At 63.5% G+C, this 26,734-nt stretch carries 20 protein-coding genes and 1 pseudogene; 8 read left to right on the forward strand and 13 right to left on the reverse strand.

What is annotated here, in order from left to right; all coding sequences use genetic code 11:
* Positions 1-40 precede the first annotated feature (40 nt).
* Positions 41-781, forward strand: coding sequence for a hypothetical protein (locus PSH84_RS27950; RefSeq protein WP_122567567.1), 741 nt, complete (start codon positions 41-43; stop codon positions 779-781).
* A 157-nt stretch (positions 782-938) separates the two neighbouring features.
* Here the strand turns inward: PSH84_RS27950 and PSH84_RS27955 are convergent, their stop codons facing one another.
* Positions 939-1,796 carry an SDR family oxidoreductase gene (locus PSH84_RS27955; protein WP_305468830.1) on the reverse strand — a complete coding sequence of 286 codons (858 nt, stop codon included), beginning with the start codon at positions 1,794-1,796 and terminating at the stop codon, positions 939-941.
* 187 nt (positions 1,797-1,983) lie between these two features.
* Here PSH84_RS27955 and exbB point away from each other — a divergent pair, with 187 nt between their 5' ends.
* The 6 genes from exbB to PSH84_RS27985 all read left to right on the forward strand — a co-directional run bounded on the left by exbB (position 1,984) and on the right by PSH84_RS27985 (position 8,966).
* Positions 1,984-2,967, forward strand: coding sequence for a tonB-system energizer ExbB (gene exbB, locus PSH84_RS27960; RefSeq protein ID WP_122567826.1), 984 nt, complete (start codon positions 1,984-1,986; stop codon positions 2,965-2,967).
* A 6-nt stretch (positions 2,968-2,973) separates the two neighbouring features.
* On the forward strand, positions 2,974-3,402 hold the full coding sequence (gene exbD, locus PSH84_RS27965) for a TonB system transport protein ExbD (RefSeq protein ID WP_122567569.1): 429 nt from the start codon (positions 2,974-2,976) through the stop codon (positions 3,400-3,402).
* The gene (locus PSH84_RS27970) at positions 3,399-4,157 is read left to right on the forward strand and encodes an energy transducer TonB (RefSeq protein WP_305468831.1); all 759 of its coding nucleotides are present in this window, start codon (positions 3,399-3,401) and stop codon (positions 4,155-4,157) included. Before exbD ends, PSH84_RS27970 begins: the two co-directional genes overlap by 4 nt.
* A gap of 326 nt (positions 4,158-4,483) precedes the next feature.
* Complete coding sequence (locus PSH84_RS27975) at positions 4,484-5,404, forward strand: hydrogen peroxide-inducible genes activator (protein ID WP_122567571.1); 921 nt, start codon at positions 4,484-4,486, stop codon at positions 5,402-5,404.
* A 9-nt stretch (positions 5,405-5,413) separates the two neighbouring features.
* A complete protein-coding gene (gene recG / locus PSH84_RS27980; RefSeq protein ID WP_305468832.1) occupies positions 5,414-7,489 on the forward strand; it encodes an ATP-dependent DNA helicase RecG in 2,076 nt (691 codons plus the stop codon).
* Positions 7,490-7,568: 79 nt separating this feature from the next.
* Positions 7,569-8,966 carry an aminoacyl-tRNA deacylase and HDOD domain-containing protein gene (locus tag PSH84_RS27985; RefSeq protein WP_122567573.1) on the forward strand — a complete coding sequence of 466 codons (1,398 nt, stop codon included), beginning with the start codon at positions 7,569-7,571 and terminating at the stop codon, positions 8,964-8,966.
* A 68-nt stretch (positions 8,967-9,034) separates the two neighbouring features.
* Here the strand turns inward: PSH84_RS27985 and PSH84_RS27990 are convergent, their stop codons facing one another.
* Positions 9,035-10,414: an NHL repeat-containing protein gene (locus PSH84_RS27990; protein ID WP_305482062.1), complete on the reverse strand. Its 1,380-nt coding sequence runs from the start codon at positions 10,412-10,414 to the stop codon at positions 9,035-9,037.
* Positions 10,415-10,555: 141 nt separating this feature from the next.
* Complete coding sequence (locus PSH84_RS27995) at positions 10,556-10,939, reverse strand: helicase (protein ID WP_305468834.1); 384 nt, start codon at positions 10,937-10,939, stop codon at positions 10,556-10,558.
* 530 nt (positions 10,940-11,469) lie between these two features.
* Here PSH84_RS27995 and PSH84_RS28000 point away from each other — a divergent pair.
* Positions 11,470-11,854 (forward strand): annotated as a pseudogene (locus PSH84_RS28000) (DUF6124 family protein).
* Between the two features lie 300 nt (positions 11,855-12,154).
* Here PSH84_RS28000 and PSH84_RS28005 read toward each other — a convergent pair.
* From PSH84_RS28005 to PSH84_RS28050, 10 genes are all read right to left on the reverse strand, one after another.
* On the reverse strand, positions 12,155-12,355 hold the full coding sequence (locus PSH84_RS28005; protein ID WP_305471308.1) for a nucleoid-structuring protein H-NS: 201 nt from the start codon (positions 12,353-12,355) through the stop codon (positions 12,155-12,157).
* Between the two features lie 414 nt (positions 12,356-12,769).
* Positions 12,770-13,711: a type VI secretion system-associated lipoprotein TagQ gene (gene tagQ, locus PSH84_RS28010; RefSeq protein WP_305468836.1), complete on the reverse strand. Its 942-nt coding sequence runs from the start codon at positions 13,709-13,711 to the stop codon at positions 12,770-12,772.
* Positions 13,712-13,796: 85 nt separating this feature from the next.
* A complete protein-coding gene (locus PSH84_RS28015; protein ID WP_436278731.1) occupies positions 13,797-15,494 on the reverse strand; it encodes a formylglycine-generating enzyme family protein in 1,698 nt (565 codons plus the stop codon).
* A 37-nt stretch (positions 15,495-15,531) separates the two neighbouring features.
* Positions 15,532-16,728: an ABC transporter permease gene (locus tag PSH84_RS28020; RefSeq protein WP_122567578.1), complete on the reverse strand. Its 1,197-nt coding sequence runs from the start codon at positions 16,726-16,728 to the stop codon at positions 15,532-15,534.
* Positions 16,728-17,444, reverse strand: coding sequence for an ABC transporter ATP-binding protein (locus PSH84_RS28025; protein WP_003206906.1), 717 nt, complete (start codon positions 17,442-17,444; stop codon positions 16,728-16,730). The genes PSH84_RS28020 and PSH84_RS28025 overlap by 1 nt, the downstream gene beginning before the upstream one ends.
* Entirely contained in the window at positions 17,444-20,542 is a 3,099-nt protein-coding gene (locus PSH84_RS28030; protein WP_305468837.1) for a serine/threonine-protein kinase, read from the reverse strand. Before PSH84_RS28030 ends, PSH84_RS28025 begins: the two co-directional genes overlap by 1 nt.
* The gene (locus PSH84_RS28035; protein ID WP_003206909.1) at positions 20,539-21,270 is read right to left on the reverse strand and encodes a PP2C family protein-serine/threonine phosphatase; all 732 of its coding nucleotides are present in this window, start codon (positions 21,268-21,270) and stop codon (positions 20,539-20,541) included. Before PSH84_RS28035 ends, PSH84_RS28030 begins: the two co-directional genes overlap by 4 nt.
* Positions 21,271-21,924: a type VI secretion system-associated protein TagF gene (gene tagF / locus PSH84_RS28040; protein WP_122567580.1), complete on the reverse strand. Its 654-nt coding sequence runs from the start codon at positions 21,922-21,924 to the stop codon at positions 21,271-21,273.
* The gene (gene tssM, locus PSH84_RS28045; RefSeq protein ID WP_122567581.1) at positions 21,921-25,421 is read right to left on the reverse strand and encodes a type VI secretion system membrane subunit TssM; all 3,501 of its coding nucleotides are present in this window, start codon (positions 25,419-25,421) and stop codon (positions 21,921-21,923) included. The genes tagF and tssM overlap by 4 nt, the downstream gene beginning before the upstream one ends.
* A complete protein-coding gene (locus tag PSH84_RS28050; protein WP_116833752.1) occupies positions 25,418-26,731 on the reverse strand; it encodes a DotU family type VI secretion system protein in 1,314 nt (437 codons plus the stop codon). The genes tssM and PSH84_RS28050 overlap by 4 nt, the downstream gene beginning before the upstream one ends.
* Between the last annotated feature and the right edge of the window lie 3 nt (positions 26,732-26,734).

Consider the following 26,734-nt stretch of genomic DNA (forward strand, 5'->3'; position numbering starts at 1 on the left):
CTCCCCCGCTGCGCCGTTTTCGTCTTGAAAGGATTCCACCATGCGCAAAGCGCTTGCTCTCTCGCTGCTCGCCCTCTTTCTGGGCGGTTGCGCCAGCGACCCTGCCGACCGTGACATCAGCGGCACCTGGATCAACCAGGCGGCCATCGACGCTGCAGCCAAAGGCGGCCCGCTGCGCGAAGCGCTGCAAGGCTATGGCCCTAACCTGGAATGGGACGTCAACACCCGGGCCGGCCAGGCGCGCTACACCAACGGCTTTGAAAACGTCGAAGGCAAGTTGCTGGGCGAAGAAGACGGCGCCTGGAAAGTCGACTTTTACGGCAGCTCCGCCAGCGAACTCAAGCGTGACGGCGACCAGTTGAGCCAGGCGGCTACCGAGAACGAACCGCAGCAGGTGTTCGACCGTGCGCAAGTCCAGGTGCCGGAAGGCGCACCCATCGGCGCCAGTTTCGAACGGGCGCTGTATGCCGCCTACCTCGGTGGCACCTGGAACATCGTCAACGGCCCCGGCCAAGGCGCCACCGTGCAATTCCAGCCTGACGGCCAGGTCAGCGGCCTGCCCGGCGCCGATCGCTACGCCTTATGCCTGGCGGGCGATTGCGCCTCCATGAGTGGCGGCAACGACAACATCTGGCTGCAACAGAACGGCCAGGGCAACACCTGGATCTTCGCTCGCGACGGCAAGAAGCTGGAAATTTTCCAGACCGTGAATGCCGCGCTGGCCGATGAAATGCCGTCATTCACACCGGGTGATCGCAAGTGGGTGCTTGAAAAGCAGTAACCCGAACTCCCTAATGTGGGAGCGAGCCTGTGGGAGCAAAGCTTGCTCGCGATAGCGGTTTTACAGCCAACAGAAGTGTTGTATGTAGCGACGTCATCGCGAGCAAGCTTTGCTCCCACAGGCTCGCTCCAACAGTTTGTTTTGGGGTGGCTGTAAGTCAGCAACGCCCTTCCAGAATCGCCGCATACCCCTCGCGAAAACTCGGATAACGCGGCGTCCACCCCAAGGCCTTCGCCCGGGCATTGCTGCAGCGCTTGCTGCCGGCGCGACGCACGCTGGCGTCTTCGGCCCACTCGGTAACCCCCATGTATTCCCGCAACCAGCCCACCACTTCGGCCAGTGGCGCGGGGGCGTCATCGACGCCGATGTAGCAATCGTCCAACACCTGGCCCTGGCGATCAGCCTCCAGCAGAAACGCCAGCAAGCCGGCGGCATCGTCGGCATGGATACGATTGGCGTACAGCGGCGGGTCGATCACCACGCGATAACCTTGGCGCACCTGGCTCAGCAACCACTCCCGACCCGGCCCATAGATGCCGGTCAGGCGCACGCGACTGGCCGGGATGCCACTGTCCAGGGCGATTTGTTCGGCTTCAAGCATCAGCCGACCGGAATAACCGCCGGCCACGGTAGGCGAAGTTTCATCCACCCACTCGCCCTGCTGCTGCCCATAAACACTGCTGCTGGACACAAACAACAGGCGCTTGGGCCGCTGGCCATGCTGCTTCAACCAGCCCAACACATGCTGCAACCCTTCGACATAAGCCGTGCGATAGCCCGCCTCGTCGTGGTCGGTGGCGGCGGCGCTGTACACCAGGTAGTCCAGCGGACCGATGGGCCAATCAACGGGGCATTGCTCGCTGAACAAATCCCCTGCCACCCCGATGACGCCGGTCGGCAGGCTCGAAACCGTACGCCGCAAGCCATGGACTTGCCAACGTTCGGCCAATAATTGGCGGGCCAGGCGGCCGCCGATATCACCGCAGCCGGCAATCAAAACAGAAGGCGCGGACATTAAAAACTCCTCTGGCAAAGCCGCAGACTAGCCTCCGTAGGGGATGAGCGGCTAGCCATGTGAGAAAAAAAGTTACTGTATTACTTTTGTTAACAAGAATTACTTGCAATAATGCTCGCCACTTTTGTTCTCGGCCCACGAGGCCTGGAAGAGCATCAACCTTCTTTTTTTCTCAGGTCCGGCCAGCATGAAACGCTCTCTATCCCCCGCTTCGCCAACCAATCGACCTCGTGCCTGGAGCACGGTAGCCGCCTTGCTATTCAGCCTGCTGCTGGCACCTGCCGCCGCGTTCGCTGATGCACAGACGCCCGCCACGCCCCCAGCCACAACCCCGACCGCCGCACCTGCTGCCGCCCAGGCACCGACGGACCCGGCCGCTCCCGTTGCGACGCCGGTAGCCACCGATCCGGCCCAAGCCGTCGAGGCCCAGGCACCTGAAGTGCTCGAAGCCGACAACACCCTGGGCATGGCCCACGACCTGTCGCCATGGGGCATGTACAAAAACGCCGACATCATCGTCAAGATCGTGATGATCGGCCTGGCCATCGCCTCGATCATCACCTGGACCATCTGGATTGCCAAAGGCTTCGAGCTGTTGGGGGCCAAGCGTCGCTTGCGCGGTGAAATCGCCGCCCTGAAAAAAGCCGCCACCCTCAAGGAAGCCAGCGCCACCGCCGCCAAGGAAGGCACCCTCGCCAACCTGCTGGTGCATGACGCACTCGAAGAGATGCGCCTGTCGGCCAACAGCCGCGAGAAGGAAGGCATCAAGGAACGCGTGAGCTTCCGTCTTGAGCGCCTGGTTGCCGCCTGCGGTCGCAACATGAGCAGTGGCACCGGCGTGCTCGCCACCATCGGTTCCACTGCCCCCTTCGTCGGCCTGTTCGGCACCGTTTGGGGCATCATGAACAGCTTCATCGGCATCGCCAAGACCCAGACCACCAACCTCGCCGTCGTCGCCCCCGGCATCGCCGAAGCCCTGCTGGCAACGGCATTGGGCCTGGTCGCGGCCATTCCAGCCGTGGTGATCTACAACGTCTTCGCCCGCTCCATTGCCGGCTACAAGGCCCAAGTCTCCGACGCTTCGGCCGAAGTCCTGCTGTTGGTCAGCCGCGACCTCGACCATCTGCCGCCCGAGCGCGGCGCGCAACCGCACATGGTGAAAGTGGGGTAATCGGCCATGGGCCTGCATTTGAAAGAAGGCGCAGACGACGATCTGGCCGAGAACCACGAAATCAACGTCACGCCGTTCATCGACGTGATGCTGGTGCTGTTGATCATCTTCATGGTGGCCGCCCCGCTGGCCACCGTGGACATCAAAGTCGACCTGCCGGCGTCGACGGCCAAGCCTTCGCCACGGCCGGAAAAACCGGTGTTCCTCAGCGTCAAGGCCGACCAACGCCTGTTCCTGGGTGAGGACGAGGTCAAAGCCGATACCCTCGGCGCGACCCTCGACGCCAAGACCCAAGGCAAGAAAGACACGACGATCTTCTTCCAGGCCGATAAAGGCGTGGACTACGGCGACCTGATGAGCGTGATGGACGCGCTACGAAGCGCCGGCTACCTGAAGGTCGGCCTGGTCGGCCTAGAGACGGCGCCCAAGCAATGATCACGACGCGCCAAAAGCTGACGCGTTACAGCGGTAGCCTGGTGGTCGTGCTGGGCGTGCATGCGCTCGCCATCGCCCTGGCGCTGAACTGGACCTCGCGCCCGCCCATCGAATTGCCGCCCCAGGCGATGATGGTCGAGCTGGCGCCAGTGCCCGCCCCGCCGCCACCGGCACCGCCAAAAGTCGTCACACCGCCGCAACCGCCCGAGCCGGTGGAAGAGCTGCCGCTGCCTAAGCTTGCCGATGCGCCGAAGCCGGAAATCGCCGTGCCCAAGCCGGTCAAGCCCAAGCCCAAGCCTCAACCGCCCAAACCCAAGCCCGTGGTCGAGAAGAAGCCGGAGCCGCCGAAGGAAGAGCCGTCGGAGCAGAAACCGAGCGACACCCAGCCGACCCAGGCACCGACCGAGAAGTCCGCGCAACCGGCGCCTGGCCCGTCACCTGCGCAAACAGCCGCCAAGGCCAATTGGCAGGGCACGCTGCTGGCGCACTTGGGCAAGTACAAGAAGTACCCGCCCAGGGCCCAGCAAATGAACAAGGAAGGCACCAACCGCCTGCGTTTCGTGGTGGATGCCAACGGCAACGTGCTGTCATTCGAGTTGGTGGGCAGTTCCGGCACGGAGTTGCTGGACCGGGCCACCCTGGAAATGATCCGCCGCGCCCAACCGCTGCCCAAGCCACCGGCGGAGCTGCTGACCAACGGCACCATCGAACTGACGGCACCGTTTGTGTACTCCATCGACAAGCGCCGGCGTTGACCTCAAATTTGCAAGCCCCTGTAACAGGGGCTTCTTGTTTCTAGTAACGAGGTTTTTGGAGCCCAGGTAATTCGCAGCAAAGACATCTGTGGAGCCAGGACATCTGTGGGAGCAAAGCTTGCTCGCGATACAGGCACCTCGGTTCCAGTGAGCACCGCGTTAACTTCATCGCGGGCAAGCCTTGCTCCCACAGACAATTCCACATTCTCAAATAAATCCCTGTCCACACAGACATTCGACAGTGTCACACCGCGCCCCCAGTCTGATAACGTGCGTCTATCGATTGCAGCCGGTATGCTTGGCTCGCAACTTCACGGACGCTCGCCATGACCCTCACAGAATTACGCTACATCGTGACCCTCGCCCAAGAGCAGCATTTCGGCCATGCGGCCGAGCGCTGTCACGTCAGCCAGCCGACGCTGTCGGTGGGTGTGAAAAAGCTTGAAGACGAACTCGGTGTGCTGATTTTCGAGCGCAGCAAAAGCGCCGTGCGCCTGACCCCGGTGGGCGAAGGCATCGTTGCCCAGGCACAGAAAGTCCTGGAGCAGGCCCAAGGCATTCGCGAACTGGCCCAGGCCGGCAAAAACCAACTGACCGCCCCGCTGAAAGTCGGCGCGATCTACACCGTCGGCCCGTATCTGTTCCCGCACCTGATTCCGCAACTGCACCGGGTTGCCCCGCAGATGCCGTTGTACATCGAAGAAAACTTCACCCACGTGCTGCGCGACAAGCTGCGCAACGGCGAGCTGGACGCAATCATCATCGCCTTGCCGTTCAACGAAGCCGATGTCCTGACCCTGCCGCTCTACGACGAACCGTTCTACGTCCTGATGCCGGCTCAACACCCCTGGACCCAGAAAAAAACCATCGACGCCGCCCTGCTCAACGACAAGAGCCTGCTGCTGCTCGGCGAAGGCCATTGCTTCCGCGACCAGGTGCTCGAAGCCTGCCCGACCCTGACCAAGGGCAGCGAAGGCGCCAAGCACACCACGGTGGAATCCAGCTCCCTGGAAACCATTCGCCACATGGTCGCATCCGGCCTGGGCATTTCGATCCTGCCGCTGTCGGCGGTGGACAGCCATCATTACTCCCCCGGCGTGATCGAAGTCCGCCCGCTGACGCCGCCCGTTCCGTTCCGCACCGTTGCCATCGCCTGGCGCGCCAGTTTCCCGCGGCCCAAGGCCATCGAAATCCTCGCCGACTCGATCCGCCTGTGCTCCGTGGCCAAGCCGCCTGCCGCCAAGTAAGCCGCTGCCATGACTGAGCTGTCGAAAGTGCCGGTCACGACACTCAAGGGTGTCGGTGAAGCCATGGCCGAAAAACTGGCCAAGGTCGGCCTGGAAAACCTCCAGGACCTGCTGTTTCACCTGCCGTTGCGCTATCAGGATCGCACCCGCGTGGTGCCCATCGGCCATCTGCGCCCGGGGCAGGATGCGGTGATCGAAGGCACCGTCAGCGGCGCCGACGTGGTCATGGGCCGCCGTCGCAGCCTGGTGGTGCGCCTGCAGGACGGCACTGGCGGGCTCAGCCTGCGCTTCTATCACTTCAGCAATGCTCAGAAGGAAGGCCTCAAGCGCGGTACCCGCGTGCGCTGCTACGGTGAGGCGCGGCCCGGAGCATCGGGGCTGGAGATCTACCACCCGGAATACCGCAGCATTACCGGCGACGAACCGCCGCCCGTGGATGAAACCCTGACCCCGGTCTATCCGCTCACCGAAGGCCTGACCCAGCAACGCCTGCGCCAGCTCTGCCAGCAAACCCTGACATTGCTTGGCCCCAGCAGCCTGCCCGACTGGCTGCCCACGGAACTGGCCCGGGATTATCAACTGGCGCCGTTGGCCGATGCGATCCGCTACCTGCACCATCCGCCTGCCGACGCCGATGTCGACGAACTCGCCCTCGGCCATCACTGGGCCCAGCACCGCCTGGCGTTCGAAGAACTGCTGACCCATCAACTGTCCCAGCAACGCCTGCGCGAAAGCCTGCGTTCCCTGCGCGCCCCGGCCATGCCCAAGGCCAGGGACCTGCCGGCCCGCTACCTGGCCAACCTCGGATTTACTCCCACGGGCGCCCAGCAACGGGTCGGCAACGAAATCGCCTACGACCTGAGCCAGCCCGAGCCCATGCTGCGGCTGATCCAGGGCGATGTCGGCGCCGGCAAGACCGTGGTCGCCGCCCTTGCGGCCTTGCAAGCCTTGGAGGCCGGTTATCAGGTGGCGTTGATGGCGCCCACCGAAATCCTCGCCGAACAACATTTCATCACCTTCCAGCGCTGGCTCGAACCGCTGGGCATCGAAGTCGCCTGGCTGGCCGGCAAGCTCAAGGGCAAGAACCGCGCCGCCGCCCTGGCGCAGATCGCCGAAGGCGCACCGATGGTGGTCGGCACCCATGCGCTGTTCCAGGACGAAGTGCAATTCAAGAACCTGGCCCTGGTGATCATCGACGAACAGCACCGCTTCGGCGTGCAACAGCGCCTGGCCCTGCGGCAGAAAGGCGTCGGCGGGCGGATGTGCCCTCATCAACTGATCATGACCGCCACGCCGATCCCGCGGACTCTGGCAATGAGCGCCTACGCCGACCTCGACACCTCGATCCTCGACGAACTGCCCCCCGGCCGCACGCCGGTCAATACCGTGCTGGTCACCGATACCCGACGGGTGGAGGTGATCGAGCGCGTGCGCAGCGCCTGTGCCGAGGGTCGGCAGGCCTATTGGGTGTGCACATTGATCGAAGAGTCGGAAGAACTGACCTGCCAGGCGGCCGAAACCACCTTTGAGGACCTCACCGCCGCCCTCGGCGAGTTGAAGGTCGGGCTGATCCACGGCCGCATGAAACCCGCCGAGAAAGCCGCGGTGATGGCTGAATTCAAGGCCGGCGCCCTGCAATTGCTGGTCGCCACCACGGTGATCGAGGTCGGTGTGGACGTGCCCAACGCCAGCCTGATGATCATCGAGAACCCCGAACGCCTGGGCCTGGCGCAGTTGCACCAACTGCGCGGCCGGGTGGGCCGGGGCAGCGCCGCCAGCCATTGCGTCTTGCTCTATCACCCGCCGCTGTCGCAGATCGGCCGCCAACGGCTGGGGATCATGCGCGAAACCAACGACGGTTTCGTCATCGCCGAAAAAGACCTCGAATTGCGCGGCCCCGGTGAAATGCTCGGCACACGCCAGACGGGTCTGCTTCAATTCAAGGTAGCCGACCTGATGCGCGACGCCGATCTGCTCCCCGCCGTACGCGACGCCGCCCAGGCCCTGCTGGAACGCTGGCCCGACCACGTCAGCCCGCTGCTGGATCGCTGGCTGCGTCATGGGCAGCAATACGGCCAAGTGTGAGCACGCGCTCAGTTTTCAAGACCCGCGTGCCGGACAAGCTGGTTATACTGACCAACTTGTAGGAAAACGGATACAGACCATGACAGAAGCTGCCCTCGTCCCCGAAGCCCCGCACGCTCCGTCTGTTATTCGGCTGTTGCTCGAGAAATTGGGCATCGGCTATGACGAAGTACTCGAACACCCCGGCCTGAACCCTGCCCGCAAAGTCCAGGCGGTGTTGCTGCACGATGCCGTTGGCGCGCTCATGGTGCTGTTTCCGCAAAGCCAGCTGCTGGACCTCAATCGCCTGGCCGAACTCACCGGTCGCAAGCTCACGGCGGTGCCGACCGAACGCCTGGAGCGCATGCTCGGCAAACACAGCCTGAGCCTGCTGCCCGGCCTGCCGGCACTGACCAGCTCACCGTGCCTGTACGAAGAAAGCCTGCTGCGCGAACCGAAGCTGCTGATCAACTCCGGCGAGCCGGGGCTGCTGCTGGAAGTGACCAGCGAAGCGTTCAAGACCATGCTCACCAAGGCCAGCGCCGCGACGTTCGGCGAAGCCGTGAGCAACATCACCCCCAACCTGGACCGCCCGCACGACGACCGCGCGGAAATCACCCAGGCCGTACAGGCGTTCACCGCCCGGCGTATCCAGCAACGGCTGGAAGAAACCATCGAGATCCCGCCGCTGGCTGAAACCGCGCAAAAGATCATCAAGCTGCGGGTCGACCCCGACGCCACCATCGACGACATCACCGGTGTGGTGGAAACCGACCCGGCCCTGGCCGCGCAAGTGGTGAGCTGGGCCGCCTCGCCCTACTACGCCTCGCCCGGCAAGATTCGCTCGGTAGAGGACGCCATCGTCCGCGTCCTGGGCTTCGACCTGGTGATCAACCTGGCGCTGGGCCTGGCCTTGGGCAAGACCCTCAGCTTGCCCAAGGACCACCCGCAACACACCACGCCGTACTGGCACCAGTCGATCTATACCGCCGCCGTCATCGAAGGCCTGACCCGCGCCATGCCCCGCGCCCAGCGCCCCGAAGGCGGCCTGACCTACCTCTCCGGCCTGCTGCACAACTTCGGTTATCTGCTGCTGGCCCACGTGTTCCCGCCGCACTTCTCGCTGATCTGCCGGCACCTGGAGGTCAACCCGCACCTGTGCCACAGCTACGTGGAACAGCACCTGCTGGGCATCAGCCGCGAACAGATCGGCGCCTGGCTGATGCGCTACTGGGACATGCCCGACGAACTGGCCACCGCCCTGCGCTTCCAGCACGATCCGCACTACGACGGCGAATACGCCGCCTACCCGAACCTGGTGTGCCTGGCTGTGCGCCTGCTGCGCGCCCGCAGCATCGGCTCCGGCCCGGATGAAGAAATCCCGGACGCGTTGCTCGAACGCGTGGGCTTGACCCGGGAAAAGGCCAACGACGTGGTCAGCAAAGTGCTTGAGGCTGAAGTGCTGCTGCGGGAACTGGCTTCGCAGTTCAGCCACTGATTGCAGGTTGGGAGTGGAGCTTTTTGTGGCAGGGGAGTTGGCTTCCCCCGCCACCGATCCATAGCCATTCAAGCCAGGTAGCGTATGAACCAGCTTCCAAAGGTGCGGCCCCAATATACGGCGCCGGGTCGCCGCGTAAAACCGCCAACGACAATCCGTCCGTCAGGCATTAGCCCCATATCCTCGACAGTCGCCTCATAGCCTTCTTCGTTAAAACGCACAAAACCACTGCCATTGAAGGTCGGGTCCAGCGAACCATCAGAGCGCAAACGCGCTGTCAGCGCTAACACCCCCGTCTCAACACCCCCCCTGCCGGTAGTGCCCGCGACGACGATGGAACCGTCTGCCTGCCATGCGCAGCGATACCAGTCATGCCCCTTATCCACCAACTTAGAGAACAGTGGCTGCCCGCTATTGAAAGCAAAATCGAAGAATCCATCGCGACTTAACACGAACATCAGACCATGCCTGTCGAAGCCTTGATCGGGATTGGGCCAACAATCCCCTGCAACAACAATCGCGTCGTCGCTTTCTCTCAGCGCCATCGCATTCGCGTTCGCATAATGAAGATTCGGAACGGTCACAACGCCGACGCCGCCATTGAAACTGGTATCGAAACGTCCCGTTGCATCCAGACGCGCCACATAAATACTGGAAGCCAGAGTGTTTTGGAAAAAATCCCCGAAAACTAACACCTTGCCATCTGATTGAAGGGCAACACCTTTGACACTGGTAGCGACACGGGGCACACCTGGAAACTCGATGACCACGGATCCAGTCTCATTAAACGTTTCGTCAGTAGAGCCATCCGGGTTAAGACGAAGCACCACCCAGTGCGATAGGTCGTCGGAGCCGCTATTGACCACATTGCGCAGAATGATCTTTCCATCCGGCTGCTCAACCGCAGAAGAGCCATTATTGCCTGAAGATCGCGGAGCCTGTGCGGAGGGTTCTCGGTCCCGCCAACTAAACGTCAGCGGCCCATCTTCCATACCTCCACTCTTTGGCTCAAGACGAAACGGAAGCCAGCGCACACCGTCCTCGCCAAAGAGTGTATTCAGCCGCCCATCTTCCAAGAACCGCACGACATAAATGCCGGAATCACCGAACGATGCATATCCGCCCATCACCAGCCATCCACCATCGCTCAGGCCGCAGATGTCGACGATCTCGTCCACATATGTATTTTCTTTGGAGAATTCCACCACGCCCGTCCCGGCTCCACCAAACTCCCTATCGATCGACCCATCCTCGTTCACTTTAGACAGTCCGAAAGCGCCGGGTTTTTCCGGTATGAGCACGGTGATCAGTAGCTTGTTTTCAGCTAGCGGCAGCATGGCTAACGTGCGGTAGCCTCCTAATTCGCGGGTGGGCAGCGTCAGCACCCCACCTTCGGCAAAGGTGGGGTCGAGCGTTCCAGCTTGAACGGCGCTTGATGCATAGGCCATGATCGTTACTCCATCAAGGTGTATGAAACCACGCTGGCTTCATCATCAATGGAGCGCCCAAACACCGGTCCACACACCTGTCAGGGTTGACAGAGCCATGATCCCTGGCGGCCAAATCATTGGCCTTTCAGGCCAAACCAATCAAGCCTTGGGCTTGGCCTTCTTCGGCTTCAAGTACTTGGTCAGCCCCTGGAACCAGATCACCAGCGCCGGGTTGCCCTTGATCTGGATCGACTTGTCCTGAATCCCTGTCATGAACGCCAACTGCTTGTTCTTGGCCTGCATCGTGGCGAAGCCATAGGCCGCGTCCTTGAAGGCGATGGCGAACGCAGGCTCTGGGTAGATGCCCGACTGACTGGTGATGCGCTGGTTTTTCACGGTGAAATGCCGGGCGACCTTACCGTCCAGGGTTTGTAGCTGGAAAACCAACTCCTTGTCGCCCAACTGCTGCTGGAACGCCGGATTGGTCCGGCTGGCCTTGCCCATCAACAACCCCAGCATCCACAGCAGAAAACGAAATTTCATGGGCACAGCCTCGTGAGAAAAGATCAATGGCTGGCAGTTTAGCGATTCTTCGGCGCAACGCCATCATCGTATCGATTTGTCGGAAGATAAGCTGGTTTTCGCGAAAGATGACTGCCAAGTCACGAAACCAAAAATCAAAAGATCGCAGCCTACGGCAGCTCCTACATCGATTTCCGTAGGAGCTGCCGAAGGCTGCGATCTTTTGATCTTTTTTACCTTCCTGCTCCTCGGACATTTCCTTCAATACGCCGGGCTGTTCATGAACTAGGCAGCGCTTTCGAGCGCCGCTAACCTCTGTTCGTCATCGCAAAAAACGGTGACACGGACGTGCAAGTCCGATCTAGGAACGTATTCGTTATGGCTATTCGCTGAGCATTTTTTTATGCTCGCCGACTGTTATGGCGGCTGCGCGTGGGAGACCTTCGGGTCTGCCGGGCTCCTGGACCGGTCTTGCACACCTACGTACAGCTGCCACCCATTTTTCGACGTGCAATCGGAGGGTGCCGGCTCCACTTCCAGGAAGCTTCATTATGTTCAAGGCAACTCCGAATCCCCCGCAAAGCGGTCACAAATCCCGCCTCCAAGCGCAGGAAGAAAAAAAGCTCGATGACGCCGCCACCCGCGCCCTCGACTATTACCTCAAGCCCAAGCCTGCCTCACCGCCCGAACCCGACAAAAACCAACTCTTCATCGTCTCGCCCCACATCGACACCGAAACCCTGCTCGCCAACGCCTCCGAAGACCTGCTCTCCATCAGCACCATCGCCGCCGACCTGGCCGACGACGTGGGACGACTCACGCCGCTGTGTCGCCCTGGCAATCAGCCGTATGGCCGATGGGGTGCAGTTGTTGGTTGAGCGGGCGTTGGATCATTTGGAAACCAAGGAGATGGCGGCGCCTGGGACCGAGGGGTAGCACTTTGCTTTGATGCAAGCTGAGCTGACGCCATCGCGAGCAAGCTCGCTCCCACAGGGGAAGTGGGTGTTGTCGCGGATATAGCAGTCGACACAAAACAACTGTGGGAGCGAGCTTGCTCGCGATGGCGGTGTATCAGGCACTATCGATGCAAGCTGATACGGCCCCATCGCGAGCAAGCTCGCTCCCACAGTTGGATCGGGGTACAGCCGGGAGAGATAGGCCGGCTGTAAGGCCGCCTTCGCGAGCAAGCCCGCTCCCACAGGAGGAACGCGGTCTGATCAAGAACCAGGTCGGCTATCAGGCCGCCTCGCGGTGGACGTTGATCTCGGACGCCCCGTTAACCACGATGGCCGAACGCAGGCATTGTGGAGTGGGCATCCCGGCATGGATGCCGGGATAGCCGCGCTGGGCCATGGATGGCCCTTCGCGGCGGGCCCACGGAGCAATGCCTGCGTTCGGGCATGCCGAGCCTAGGCGAGGCACCGAGTGGTGGGGCAAGCCTTTTTTGCTTACTTTTTTTGGCGTCTGAAAAAAAGTGAGCCGCCGTAAGGGCGGAACCCTAAGTAGCCGTTACCGCAGCAATGGATATGTACCCGGTCAACAAAATCCTGGCCGGCTGTCAGGCCGCCATCGCGAGCAAGCTCGCTCCCACAGTTGGATTGGGGCACAACCGGAGAGACAGGTCGGCTGTCAGGCCGCCTCGCGAGCAAGCTTTGCTCCCACAGGCGGATTGGGGATTGGAGCAGATATTTCAGCCAGCACAAAACAACTGTGGGAGCGAGCTTGCTCGCGATGGCGGTGAGTCAGTCGACATTAATGCCAACTGAACCGACGCTATCGCGAGCAAGCTCGCTCCCACAGGTTTTGTGCACTGATCACTCCCCGAGGGAATGATCAGCCGCAATCACTCAATCAAACATTCGGGCAAGGAACCGGTGCCCAGTCGCCCAGGTCCGGGTTCTTGCACATGCTGTTGACCTGAGAGGTACCAGCGCTGGCAACCTGCTTGCTTTCATCCTGCTTGGCCTTGGCGGTCTGCAGGGTTTTCTCGGTGGTTACCGCTTCTTTCGGAACAGTCGGCAGGTCTTTCTTCTTCGCCGGTTGTACGTTCTTGTTCTTTTTCTTGGTGTTGGTCTGAGCCACAACCGGCGTGGTTTCAGCAGTAGCCACGGTCACCACATCAGTACGCTGCACACCCACTTGCTGCAGGTCTTTCTCGTAAGCCTGGGTGTAGTTGTTCAGGTCTTCGGAAGCCTTGCCGTTGACCGCAACAATCAGGTCGTTCGACTCTTTCAGGCCAGCGACGATTTCCGCCAGGCGCTTGCGGCCTTCGGTGTCGTTGACGGTCTTGGCCTTGCGGTCGGCAACCAGTTTGCTGAACGCGTTCTGGTAGCACTGCTGCGACGTCTTGGCGTAGGCAGTGCTGCGGTCGATGTCGGAGACACTTTTGTTGACGTCAGCGGCGTAGGACGCGATGCGTTGGTTGTCATCGGCGATCTGCTTCTGGCGCTCGGTGTAGTAACCGGCGGCACCACCGGCCAGGGCGCCGCCCGCGGCACCGATGGCGGCGTTACGGCCACGGTCTTCCTTATCGGCGGTCAAGACGCCCAGCAATGCACCGCCGACCGCACCAACGGCCGCACCGGTGACAACCGACTTGGTCATGTTGCCTTCGGTGGAGCGCAAGTGCTGCACCGGCTCGTAGCAGTTCGGGTAGTACTCGACCTTGGTGCTCGAAGCAACCTTGGAGGTCGGCGACGTGGCACAGCCGGTCAGTACGGTGCTGAAGCCGACAGCGACCATCAGCAAGTGACGCTTGGAAACCGAAGCAAATGGTTTACGGGAGAAAAGCATAGTTGTGTTCTCGTTTAAGTATTGACCCGCTCAGCGCGGCGCTATCGCCGCCTGAGTCCCTTCCAAGCTCGCTGACAACGAACGCTCAAGACCGCTGAGCGTTCGATGCGAGCAATTCCTTCAATATCGCCGCCGGGTCGGCTCGTTTTTGCTGACGATAATCCCCGACATGACGAACGAATAACGTTGCACGCGCCACCAGGCTCTTGCCCAGTACCGGTTTGCGCTCAAGCTCTTCCTTGATGCGCTGGAACTGCGCCTGGATCACGGCATCGGTGTAGCGCGTGCCGGTCGCCAGGTTGTCGATGTAGATCGCCACCGCGCCATCCAGCGCACTGCGGCCATTGTCGATGGCCGTGGCGAACAGCGTGGCGCTGGCCTCGTCCTTGGCGTCCAGCGCGGCTTGCCGGCTGTTCTGCAGATTGGTCAGGCGAATGTTGTAGTTGTTGACGGTCTCGGCCACCAGGGCCGACGACTGGATCAGGTTGCCCGCCGCTTCCTCGCGCTGCTGGGCGATGAGCGAGACGTTGCGCTTGAGCTCTTCGTTGACCAGCCCCAGTTCCGCTTGCAGGCGCGGATCGACGCTGGCGGCGATGATGCTGTCCAGGCGTTTGGTCGGGTCGTCGGCGTCATCGATGGCGTCAGTCAGCGACGCGAGCCGGCCTTCTTTCTGCCATTGGGCGAACAATTCCTTGTAGCGCGAACGCGGCGCCGACAAGGCCCCGACGGCCACGCGAAAACCGGTGGTTTCGTTGCTTTGCTCGGTGCCATCGGCGGCGAACAACGGGTATTCGCGGCGCATGCCGGTGAACAACGTACCCTCGCCTTCCAGGTAGTTGCCGCCCTTGACCACGAAGCCGCCATAGGCGCCCTGGCGGCGACCGGCGTGCACCAACTGGAAGGATTCCTGGACCATCTCGGCAGCGTTGCCCACCACATCGAACAAACCGATAGGGTTCGGCAGCTTGGTGCCGATGGGCATCAGCCGCGCCGCCTGTCCGGTGCCACCGGCGACCTGGTTGAACACCGCCCAGTCGGCCAGCGGCCCGTCGCTTTCACTGCCTTCCAGGCGTCGTGGGAACAGACGTCCTTCCAGGTCCTGGCGGCTCACGGCCTGGCCGCCACGGGCGGCGAATTCCCATTCGACTTCCGTCGGCAAGCGCACGAAACCCAGTCCGCCGTCTTCGGCGGAGGTGCCGCGACCGCTCACCGGCAGCAGGTCCTTGTGGTATTTCATCAGCCAGGCGCTGTACACCGCCGAGAAGCGCTCGGCCTCGAACTTCGACAGTTTCACCTTGGGCAAACGCCCCGCCACGCCTTGGGGCAGATCGGCTTGCAGGGTTTCACAGGCCGGCGCTGGCTCACCGCTGGCCAACGATTGCGCCTGGGCCATGACCTGGGCGTATTGCCGGGCCGTGACCTCGTACTTGCCGATGAAGTACAGCATCGGCTTGAGCGGCGTCTTGGCGTCGGTCTTGGGCATCAACGGCGTGATGGTCTTGTTCCAGTCCTTGGGCAGGTCCTTGAGGGTGAACTGGCCGTTGATGAAGTCGCGCCGGTAGCCGGAAATGAACGATTGTTGATAGCCCGCCTCGCCTTCGCTGAACGGGTAACCGAGGCTGATCTCACGGTCGTCCAAGGTGCCCTGGGCGAGGATGTAGACGTAGCGGAACACCATCTGGCCTTCGCACGGCAGCGGCAGGCTGACGTCGTCGGGCAGCGGCTTGGGGTTGTCCAGCTTGTCCGTGCCTTCATCGGCATGCACTAGGCCAACCATGCCCATACTGGCCAGGCTCAGCGCCACGGCGGCGCCCAATAATTTATACATCGCGAATTCCTTCACACGCCTGGATGCGCGCCACCCGCCAGCCGCCGCAAGCCGCCGCGACGGCGCTGACGCCGAGCACGGCCACCAGGGCCAAGGTGTAGTGACGCACCAACAGATGACTGGCGTATTCGCCGGGCATCTGTGCAAATAAATAATTCAGGCCCGACTGCGCCAGGCCATACAGGCCGGCACTCAACAGGGCCGCAAACGTGGCGCTGTAGAGTGCCTGCAACACCACGAACAGCAACAGCGCCGCGGTGGAAACCCCCAGCAGGCGCAACACCGACAGCTCCCGGCGCTTGCGCTCGACCGCCGCCAGGGCCCCGGCGAAGATCGCCGCGAACGCGCCGGCCAGCGCCAACCCGGCAATAATCCAGAACACGATCGACAGATTGCGGCTCAGCGATTGCACTTGTGCGATGGTCTGGGCCTGGGTCGATACCAGCAGGTTCTGCCCGGCGAAATACTGTCGCAGCGGCTCGACATCGCCGAGGCTGCGGGCATACAAACGAAACGCCGGGTAGACCCGTTGCCCGCTCACACCCACCGCATCCCCCGGCCAACCGAACGCGGGCACGGCACGGCCGTCACGGTAATCCTCAGCCGCCTCCAGCAACGCCAACGGTGCAAACAGACCGTCCCGGGCGAAGGCTTCCAAGGGCAGCACGTGCAGCACCTGCACACGGGTGCGCTGCGCCTCGCTGCGACCGGCCACCTGCCGGCCGAAACTGGCCTGCAACCAATCGCCAGCCTTGGCGCCGAGCTTTTCAGCGGCGGTCTGGCTGAGCACCACTTGATCCAAGCCTTGCGGCACCGGCAAATGTTCGAACAAGGGATCGTTGGCGGCGGTGGGAATCATCTCGACCGTGACGGCCGAAGCATCGCTGCTCAAATCCGCCGTCGCGGCGATCTGCCGGGTGCGCGGCAAGGCAAAGGCCACGTCGCCGCGCTGACTTAATTGGTCGATGAATTCGGCACTGAAGCGACCGCCGCCCAAGGGGATGATTTCCCGGGTGGCCGGATCGTTCTGCAAGCGCTCGGTCAGGCTGCTGACCAGGCCGAACTTCAGGCCGAACAGCACCAGCAACGGCGCCACCACCGCCACCAAGGCCAGCACCGAGCAAGCCGACAGCCAGGCATCGTTGCGGTAATCCTGCCAGGCCAGGGAAGCCACCAGCGCGCCGCGCATCAGCAAGCCTCCCCGAGCGTAGCGGTGACGCCACCGTCGACATCGCGACGGCAACTGATGCGCCGCACCTGCAAACCGCTGGCGCGGGCCAGCGCTTCGTCGTGGGTGGCAACCACACAGCAGACGCCGTGCTCGCGGGCCTGGGCCACCAGCAACTGCATGACGCGCTCGGCGTTCAGCGGGTCGAGGGCGGCGGTCGGTTCATCGGCCAGCAGCAGGCGCGGCCCATGGGCCAACGCCCGGGCACAACTGACCCGCTGGCGCTGGCCGACGGATAAGTCCGCCGGTTTCTTGTCCAGTTGATCGGCAATGTCCAACTGCCCAGCCAGGCGCGTCACGCTTGCGTCATCCTTCAAGCCCAGCAATTTGCGCGACAACGCGATGTTGCCGCGCACATCCAGGAAGCCCAACAGGCCGCCGGTTTGCAGAACATAACCCAGGTAACGGCTGCGCAGCTCGGCCAAGGTGCCCTGTTGCGACGCACGCCACAATTTGGCGATGTCCAGCGGCTTGTCGGCCGGCGTGAAGTCGAATTGCCCGGCCTGATCCGGCGCCAACACCAGCGCCAGCAGGTCCAGCAAGGTGCTCTTGCCACAGCCGCTGGGGCCGACCACCGCCAACTGTTCACCGCCGCGCAAATGCAGCCGTGGAATCACCAGGCTGTAGCGTTGGCTGCCGGCGCCCCGGCTTTTGTGCACGGCGTTCAGGGTCAGCATCACGGCAGCGTCGACAACGGAACGCGGTACAAGGCATCACCCGGCTCGGCATCGCCGAAACGCACCCAGTTGGCGAGGTCGTTGTGGAAGGTTTCGTAGAGACGGATTTTCGAATCCAGCTCGTCGATGAAGTCTTCCTGCTCGGCCACGCTCAAGGACAACCACAAGTCCTGGGTCATGTTCAGCGACTTGCTGCGGTACGGCAGCCCTTCGAGGTACTCGCCGAGAATCCCGCCGTCGGCCAGGTTACCGCCCTTGCGCAAAGCCGATGGGTCGCGGCTCATGTAGGCACTGGCGCTGGCGATTTCCTGGAAGAAATCCTTGGGCGAGCTCTGGGTCTTGCGGGCCGCGTCGACGATCAGCTTCAGCGACTGCTGCAGGTCGTTGAGTTGCAGCTTGGTCAGCATCACGCAGACCTGGAACGCCGGCAGCGCCGGGTTGGTCAGGTCGCGGTCGGCGGTCCAGGCGCTGACCAGTTGCGGCGCCTGGCTGGCGGATTTGCGCCCCAGGAAATCCATGTGCATCGCGTAGCCGACCGCGGCCGACTTGTCGGCCAGGCTCGGCGCGGCGCTCAACAGCGGCACGGCTTGCGGCTTGTTGCTGCGCACCTGATGCACCAGGTCGGCGAACACCGAACCGATCTCATCGACGCGCTCGCCGAACTTGCGCACATCGGCGCCCGGCACCGGAATGTACAGGTCGCCGATCTGCGGGTTGGCGTCGGCGGTCAGGATGCGGTACTGGCTCTGGGCGCCGGCATGGGTTTTCTTGCCGGCGTCGCTGAGCAGGTGCAGGGCGTAGATCTTGATCTGCTTGCCCAGCGCCGCCTGGCGCACTTCGGCCTCGTTCATTTGCGTGGCGGCAAACGGATCGTTCTTGCGCAGGGCGCCGGCGTCGGTGACCAACAGGATCAAGCGCCCGCCGTAGCCGGACCAGTCCATGCCTTCGACGGCTTCCATGACCCCGGCGAACGCATCTTCGTTGAACGAATGGCTCGACACCGTCGAGGCCTTGACCTGCCGCGCCAGCTCCACGAAGCGTTGCGGGTCGCGGCCCTGCTCCAGGGTGATCAAGGTCTTGGCGACGTATTCCAGCCCCGGGGTTTTCTTGATGCTGCTGCGGAAACCCACCATGCCGAAGCTGACACTGTCCAACTCGCCGCGCTCGGCGATGCGGGTTTGCAGTGCGTGGACCACGTCGCGGACCTGGTCGATGTAGGGCTGCATCGACACCGTAGTGTCCACCACCAGCACCACCGCCGTACGGAACGCGTCGGCATTGGCGGTCGTGATCGGCGTGTTGCCCGCAGCCTTGGGGGTGTTGCCCGGGTCGATGGAGGCCACGTTCAGCAACTGCACCGGCTGGCCGTTCTCATCCATGCTTTCGCGGGAATCGAAGATCGGCAACAGGTAGAACTGGTTCTGCGGTACCGCGCTGGCGGCCGGTTCCAGGGCCAACACTTGCTGCTCTTGCTGGGGGCTCTGCTGGGCCTTGAGCAAGACGTTCTTGGCGGCCGATGGGTTAGCCAGGAGCTTTTCCACTTCGCCAGGCTGACGCAGGAACATCACCGGCGCACGGCCAGAGCGTTCGGTGAACTTGAGCACCAGGCTTTGCTTCCAGTCGCTGACTTGGGTTGCGGGCAACCAGCCGTCGCTGCGCCCGTCGGTGGCCGCGCCGACCCGCACCCAAGCGCTGCCATCCACGTCTTTGCGCTGATACACGTACAACACCGAAAACGCCGGCAGTGCCTTGCCGGGCGCAGCGCCCGGCGCCTCGGCGAGTTTCGCCCCCGGCTTGCTGAGCACGCGCTGGAACAGGGTTTTCTTGCCGGCCATCAGCAGCGGACGCTGGCCGCCGTCGGCCTCGGCCGCCACGGGTGGCTGGGCCGCAGGGGTGACGGGAGGTTTAACCGCTGGCACCTCGGGAGCCTTCGGCCGGGACACCTCGGGAGGCTTGACCGAGGTCGTCGTGGTCACCGGCTTCTTCACCTCTTTCCCATCATCACCGGCCAACCACCAATAACCCGCGCCACCCAACGCCAGCGCCACGGCGACTGCCACGGCGGCCAGGGCGAACACCGGCCCCTTGCGCTGCTCCGACACCGAGGATTGAACCGTCGGTTTTACTGGCGGCGGAACGGGCTTGGGCTGCGGTTGAGGCTGCGGTTGTGAGTAAGCCGGGCCGCTGGGAATGTCGATGGACATGGGCGTCAAGCCCGCCAAGTCATCCACCGGCGGTGGCGTGGTCGGCAGTTGAAACGACAACGGTCGGATCAGCGTCGCCTCCGACGATTCCTCTGGCAGGTTATCCAGCGCCCGCAGCAACGCCGCCGCATCCGGGAAACGCTCCGCCGGATCCTTGGCCAATAGCTTGCGCAGCACATCCTGGTAACGACCATGGTGCACCGGCAACTCCGGCAACGGTTCGGTCAGGTGCGCCAGGGCTGTGGACAGTGCGTCATTGCCGGTATACGGCAGTTTGCCGACGAGGATTTCGTAGAGCACCACGCCCAAGGCGTACAGGTCGGCGCGGCCGTCGATGTCTTGCCCACGGGCCTGTTCCGGGCTCATGTAGCTGGGCGTGCCGACGGCAAAGCCGGCCTGGGTGAATTGGGTGCGGTCGTCCAAGGACTTGGCGATGCCGAAGTCCGAGAGCACCGCCGTGCCATCGGCGCGGAACAGGATGTTGGCCGGCTTGACGTCACGGTGGACCAGGCCCAGTCCGTGGGCATACCCCAGGGCCGAGGCGATCTGGCGAATGTAGGTCAGGCCCTGCTCCGGCGTCAGGCCCGCGGCGATGCGTTCCTTGAGCGTGCCGTTGGGCAGGTATTCCATCGCCATGTAATACAGCTCACCGACGTTGCCGATGTCATGGATGGTGACGGTGTGCGGGTGCGACAAGCGCGCCAGGGTCTTGCCTTCGCGCAGGAAACGTTCGCAGAAGGTCGGGTCGGCGGCCAGGGCGGCGGCCATGACTTTCAATGCCACCTTGCGCTCCAGCGAACGCTGGGTCGCCAGGTACACGCTGGCCATCGCGCCTTCGCCGATCGGCCCTTCGATGTCGTAGCCGGGGATGACAATGTTCAGGGTCAAGCTCATGACGGCACCTTCACGACCACCACGGTGATGTTGTCCGGCGCACCGCGCATCAGGCCCAGGGACACCAGGCTGCTGGCGATTTCGCCGGGCTCGTCGTGGCTCAAGACTTCGCGGATCTCATCATCCTCGACGGTCTTGGTCAGCCCGTCGCTGCACAACAGGTAGCTGTCGCCAGGCACCAGCAGCAGTTCGGTCAGCGCCAGGTTCAGTTGCGCCTCGACGCCGATGGCCCGGGTGACGATGTTGGCTCGTGGATGGACCCGCGCCTCGGCTTCGCTGAGCAGGCCACTGTCCTGCAAGTCCTGGACATAGCTGTGGTCCCGGGAGATGCCTTCGAGTACGCCGTCGCGCAGGCGATACAAACGGCTGTCACCGGCCCACAGGCACATGCCACGCAGGTCCCGGGCGGCCAGCACCACCACGGTGCTGCCCATCATCGTCACGCCACGGTTGGCGGTTTCTTCGCGCACGGCGGCGTTGACCCGCAGCAGGTCGCTTTGCAGCGCCGCAACGTACTCATCCAGTGAACGCCCCACGGCAATGCCGCGCAGGCTGTCGACGATCAGGCTGCTGACGTAGTCGCCCGCCGCGTGCCCGCCCATGCCGTCGGCCACCACCCAGAGGCCGTTTTCCGGCAGGTCCAGGCAGGCGTCTTCGTTGACCTGACGGACCATCCCGACATGGCTCTTGCTTGCAGACTTGATTGCTTTTCCGGCACTTGGACGCATCTACACAACACCTTCTTGGCCGAGCAAAAATTGCGCAAAATCAGCGGCTGCCGGCAATCCCTGGCAGCGCATCAAACCCGGGGCAATGCGCTCCGATCCCTGGCCCCACCACAAGCTCACGCCTTCGCAGGCCGCTTCGGCCAGAGCGCTCATGCGCCGCTGCGGGTCGGTGGCATCGAAGCGATGCAGGCTGGCGAAACGGCTGCTTGGCGTGCGCGGCAAATACATCGGGCTGCCGAGGGTTTCCAGCTGTTCGTTGAACGCCTCGAAACTGGCCTCCACGCTCAACGTGCTCAGCAACAGGTTCTCCACCCGCTCGAACCACTCGTCCGCACCGCCCACCACCGACGCCGGGTCCGCGTCGGGCTCCAGCAGCACCGCGACGGTCAACGGAAAATAACGGCCGACCCGGTCGATGCTCGGCATCACCACCCCAACGGCGGCGTCCGGGCCACACACACCGGGCGCGACCATGAAGCGCCACAGCGGGCTGACCAGATAGGCATCCAGCCAGCGCTCGCCGAGGCTGCTCTGACTGGCGAGCAAACCCGCCGCCAACCACGAATCCCACGGACCGATAAACCCCTGGGGCAAACCACGGCTGACAAAGTCCCCGCGGCTGGCCAACTTGCCGTAGAAGCCCGGCGTACTCATAGCCGCTCCGGCAGGCTGAAGCCGCTGAGCACCCGGCTCTTGAACGGGTTGAAGGCGCTGTTGGCCCGCAATTCGTAAGAGGCGCTGGCACCATCGACCCGCAGCCGCAGGTTGAAGCGGTCCGGCGAGTTGCCGGCGGTCAGGTCCGATTGCTCCAGCAGCCGGAACCAGGCCCACGGCCCATCCAGGGTGATGCCGGAGCGACCGCTGGACGACGGCGGCATGATCGAGATCCGCACCACGCCGATGCTGCCCGGGTTCGGCCATTGCATGGCGGTCGGCCGGCTCGGGCCGTGGTCGTAGCTCAGTTGCTGGCCGTCGAGGTCGAGCAGGAACTGGGTGATGGTCGAGTCCATCGCCACCGGTTTGAGTTCGAAGCGCACCATCGGCTGGGTGCCGCCGGAACGGAAGAACGCATCGCGGATGGTCGCCGCGCGCTGGAAGGTCTGCAGCACGCCAGGGGCGATGCCGAGCTTCTGCGCCGCGCCCGGTTGCCAGCGCCAGGTCGGGGTCGAGGTGTCGACGTAGGGTTGCAGGTACTTGCGGAAGTAGTTGTCCATCACCCCGCCGACGCCGAAGAACTGGCCAAAGTCATCCAGGGTCGCGTCCCGCGCACTGCCCGGCGACATCGGATAGCGCCCGGCCAGGGACTGACGATAGATGTTCACCACTTCGCTGGTCCAGGCGGCGTTCAGTTGGTTGCGCACCCCGCCCATCATGCTGTTGGTGGTGGAGTTGACCACCGACTTGACCAGGCCCTGCACCAGCGGCGGCTGGCGTTCGGCGTTGAGGCTGACCCGAGTGGCAGCGGCCGAGGCCTGGTTCTTGGCCTCGCCGAGCAAGGCGTCGCCGCTGGCACCGACCATGGCGCTGACCTGCACGTACAAAGCGTTCATGTCCGCCAGCAAGCCATCGATGGCCGCCGGCTCGCCTTCGCTTTTGCTGACGATGCTGTTGAGCTCGGCGAAGTGCGCGGTGATCGGGTCATCGCTCGCCGCCGGCGCGTTGGGCGTCGCCTGCTCCTGGCCGAGCAAGCTGCCCAGGCGCTCCTTGAGTTTGTCCACACCGCCTTCCACCGGTGTACCTTGGGCGGCCAGCAGGCGTTCATCCTGTTGCAGGTCGGTTTCCTTCGCCACCGCCACCAGCAGTTTTTTCAACGGCGAGGTCGGGCCGGAAATCACCCGCAGCACGTCGGCGGCCTGGGCCACGCTGGTGATCGGCACAAAGTCGATGTCGGCCAGCAAGGCGTCCCATTGGCGCAGATAATCCTGGAAGTACAGGCGACGCACATCGGCGGCCAGGCTGGCGACGTTCTGCTGATCGGCCTCTTCGTGGCCCAGTACCCATTGCTCTTCGGCCAGGGTACCGGTCTGGCTCAGGCTGGTGAGCAAGAAGCCCTGGCGGTAGCCCTTGACGGTGAAGAACCCGCTCAGCGGCTCGCCCAACGGCTTGCCGCTCTTGCGGCTGAACACCAGCGCCGCGTCACGCCCGGCGGCTTCGTTGATGCGGAAGTCCGGGATGCCTTCGGGCAGTTTCTGGCGCTTGATCCGGTCATACACTCGTTGGGCTACCGGCAATTGCTGCAACTGGCGGCGCAGGTCTTCGACCAGGCGCGTGTCGAGGCGCGCCAGCGGCGGACGCCGCTCGAACAGTGCCTGCAAATGCGCGGTCAAGGCTTGGCGTTGCTCGGCTGGCAAGTCCCGCGGCAGGCTGCGATCCCAATCCAGGGCGATCCAGGCCTTGATGAAATCGGCATCGTAATGCTCGGTGTCGGCGAGCATCAGGTAGGCCTTCAAGCCTTCGTAGAGGAAATCCGAATTGCCGCCGCTGTGCAGTTGCTCTTCGATGCGTGTCAGCAGGCGTGGCGCAAACACCGCGATCAGCAGCTTGCGGTAGACGCTGCCGGACTCGGCTTCGAGCATGTCACCCTGATACAGGCCCAGGCCTTCGGCCCAGCTCGGGGCGTCGTCGGCCAGGTGCTTCACGGCGTTAAGCAGCGGCAACACCGCGAGCACATCCCGTTGCGCCGGGCTGAGGTTCTGCACCGTCTGGCCCAATGGCGCGACCTTCTGATCGACCTGGGCGATGTAGGCCTGGTTAGCGCGGTAGCTGACCCACCACAGCGTGCTGACCACCAACACCAGCACCACCGTGGAAGCCAGTACACCCCGGGCGATCCATTTGCGCCGACGCTCGACTTTCGGGTCGACGCCCACCAGCCCGCGCTCGGCGAAGGCCACGGCGGTGAAGAGTTTTTCGATGAAGTAGCTGCGCCCGGTGCCGGTCTGGCGCGCCAGGTGCTGACGGTCCAGGTTCATGCTCTGGGCCATGGAGCCGATCAAGCGGTCGATCGGGCTGCCTTCCTGGGTGCCGCTGGTGAAATACACGCCGCGCAGCAACACGCGCTCTTCGAAGGCGTTGGGTTTGAACACGCCTTCGAGGAAGCTTTGCAGACAATCTTTCAAGGCGCCGAACTGCTGCGGGAAGCCGTAGATCAGATCACGGCGCGCCGGGTCGCGCTCTTGTTGCAAGCGCTCCACCAAACGGTCGTTGAGGCGCTGCTCCAGGCCGGTGAATTCGCTTTGCAGGTGCGCCAGCGGGCTGTCGTTGCTCTTGCCATCGTCCAGGGCAAAGGTCATGCCCCAGACCTGGGCGCGCTCTTCCTTGCTCAGGGTATCGAAATACTCCATGAACCCCGGCACGAGGTCGAGCTTGGTCAGCATCAGGTAGATCGGGAAACGCACGCCCAGTTGGGTGTACAGCTCCTGGATGCGCAAGCGAATTGCCGCGGCATGGGCGGCGCGCTCGGCGTCGCTGCCCAGCAGCAGGTCGGACAGGCTGATGGCAATGAAGGCACCGTCAATCGGGCGTCGGGCCCGTTGTTTTTTCAACAGGCCAAGAAAGCCCAGCCACGCGGCCTTGTCGATGGTCGCGTCGCTGTCCTGGGTGGTGTAGCGGCCAGCGGTGTCGAGCAGGACCGCCTGGTCGGTGAACCACCAATCGCAATTGCGCGTACCGCCCACGCCGCGCACGGCACCGGCGCCCAGTTGCGCGGCCAGCGGGAAATGCAGCCCGGAGTTGACCAGCGCGGTGGTCTTGCCCGAACCCGGCGGGCCGATGATCACGTACCACGGCAGCTCGTAGAGGTTACGGCGCTCGTCACCGCCCAGCTTGGCTTTCTTGAGCAGGGCCAAGGCTTCGTCCATGCGCTGGCGCAGGGTCTCGAGCTCCTCGGCTGTGGCGATGCTGGTGGGGTCGGGTGGGGTTTGCGCGGCCAGGCTGCGCATCACTTCGGCGGCCTGCCGGCGCGCCTGGATGATGCGGAACACCCGGTAGGCGATCCACACCGCGAACACCAGAATGATCAAGGCCCAGCGGCGGCCTTCAGGCACCAGCCAATCGAGCAGCGGGCCCACGAACCAGATGATCAGGCTCAGGGCGATCAGCCCCAGCAATGGAATGACCCAGCGGGTCATAAAACTGAAAAACGCCTTCACTCGACCCCCTCCGCCAATACTGTGATTTCAACCCGACGATTGCGCGCACGCCCCTCTGGGGTGGCGTTGGACGCCAACGGCTCGGTGTCGCTGCGGCCTTCGGCGCTGAAGCGCTCGGGCTGGCCGGTCTTGGCCGACAGAATTTGCAGCACCGATTGGGCCCGCGCTTCGGACAGCGCCCAGTTGGACGGGAACCGGAGGGTGGCGATCGGCCGATTGTCGCTGTGCCCGGTCACCAGGACCTGGCCCTTGACCTTGCGCACCGCATCGGCGATGCGCAGCATCAGCGGCTGGAAATCGTCCTTGATGCTGGCGCTGCCCGAGGCGAACAGTTCATCGCCGCGGATGGTCACCACCGAGCGGTCGACGGCGTCTTCCACCGCAATGCGGTTGGCGCGGATTTCATCGGCGAGGAAGCCGGCCAGACGTGGGCGCTCGACCACTTTCGGCTGCACCACAGGGCGGTCGATGGTCTGCACCGGGATTTCACCGAGGAAATGAATGTTCTTGAACACCGGCTCGGCATCGGAGGCCAGTTTCATGCGCAGGCCGAACAGCAACGCCAGCAGCAGGGCCGCGCCGATAGCCACGGCGATCCATGGCGGCATGAACTGGGCCAACCGGTCGCGGGCCACGGTGACACCGCGCCAGTGCGGCGACAGCTCGCGCTCGTAGTCGCCCCGGGCGCTGCGAATCACACCAGCGGTGCGCTCACGCAAGGCTTCCAATTGGCTGCGACCGTCGTTCATTACCCGGTAGCGCCCCTCGAAACCGAGGCACATGCACAGGTACAAAAGCTCCAGCAGATACAGGCGCTCGCGGGGGCTTTGCAGGCAATGCTCCAGCAGCTGGAACACCTTCTCGCCGCCCCAGGCTTCGTTGTGCACGGTGATCAGCAGGCTTTGCTTGCCCCAGTCGCTGGTGCCGCCCCACGGGGTGCTCAACACCGCTTCGTCCAACGCGGTACACAGGGCGTAGCGGGCCAGCAACACATCGTTGCGCACCACACCGGCGGCCTCGGCGCGCTCTTCGAACTGGCGCAGATAGGCCAGCAGCTGTGCGCGCAAACTGGCCGGCGCCGGGTGGGCGATGGTGTTGCGCAGGCGCGTCAGCAGCGCCAGCAGCGGGCCGGCGGCGCTTTCCAACGGGTTGAGGCCCTCGGCCTTGCCGGTCAGGACCGGCGCGGCCGGCATCGACAGCGGCGCAGGCTGTGGACGACCCGGGTCCGGACGGCCAGGGTCCGGGCGAAATGGATCGGCGCCACGGCCACCGGGCGTCGGCATGAATTGGGTACGATCGTCGTTGCTCATCGC

It is taken from the genome of Pseudomonas beijingensis, from assembly GCF_030687295.1.
GTDB lineage: Bacteria > Pseudomonadota > Gammaproteobacteria > Pseudomonadales > Pseudomonadaceae > Aquipseudomonas > Aquipseudomonas beijingensis.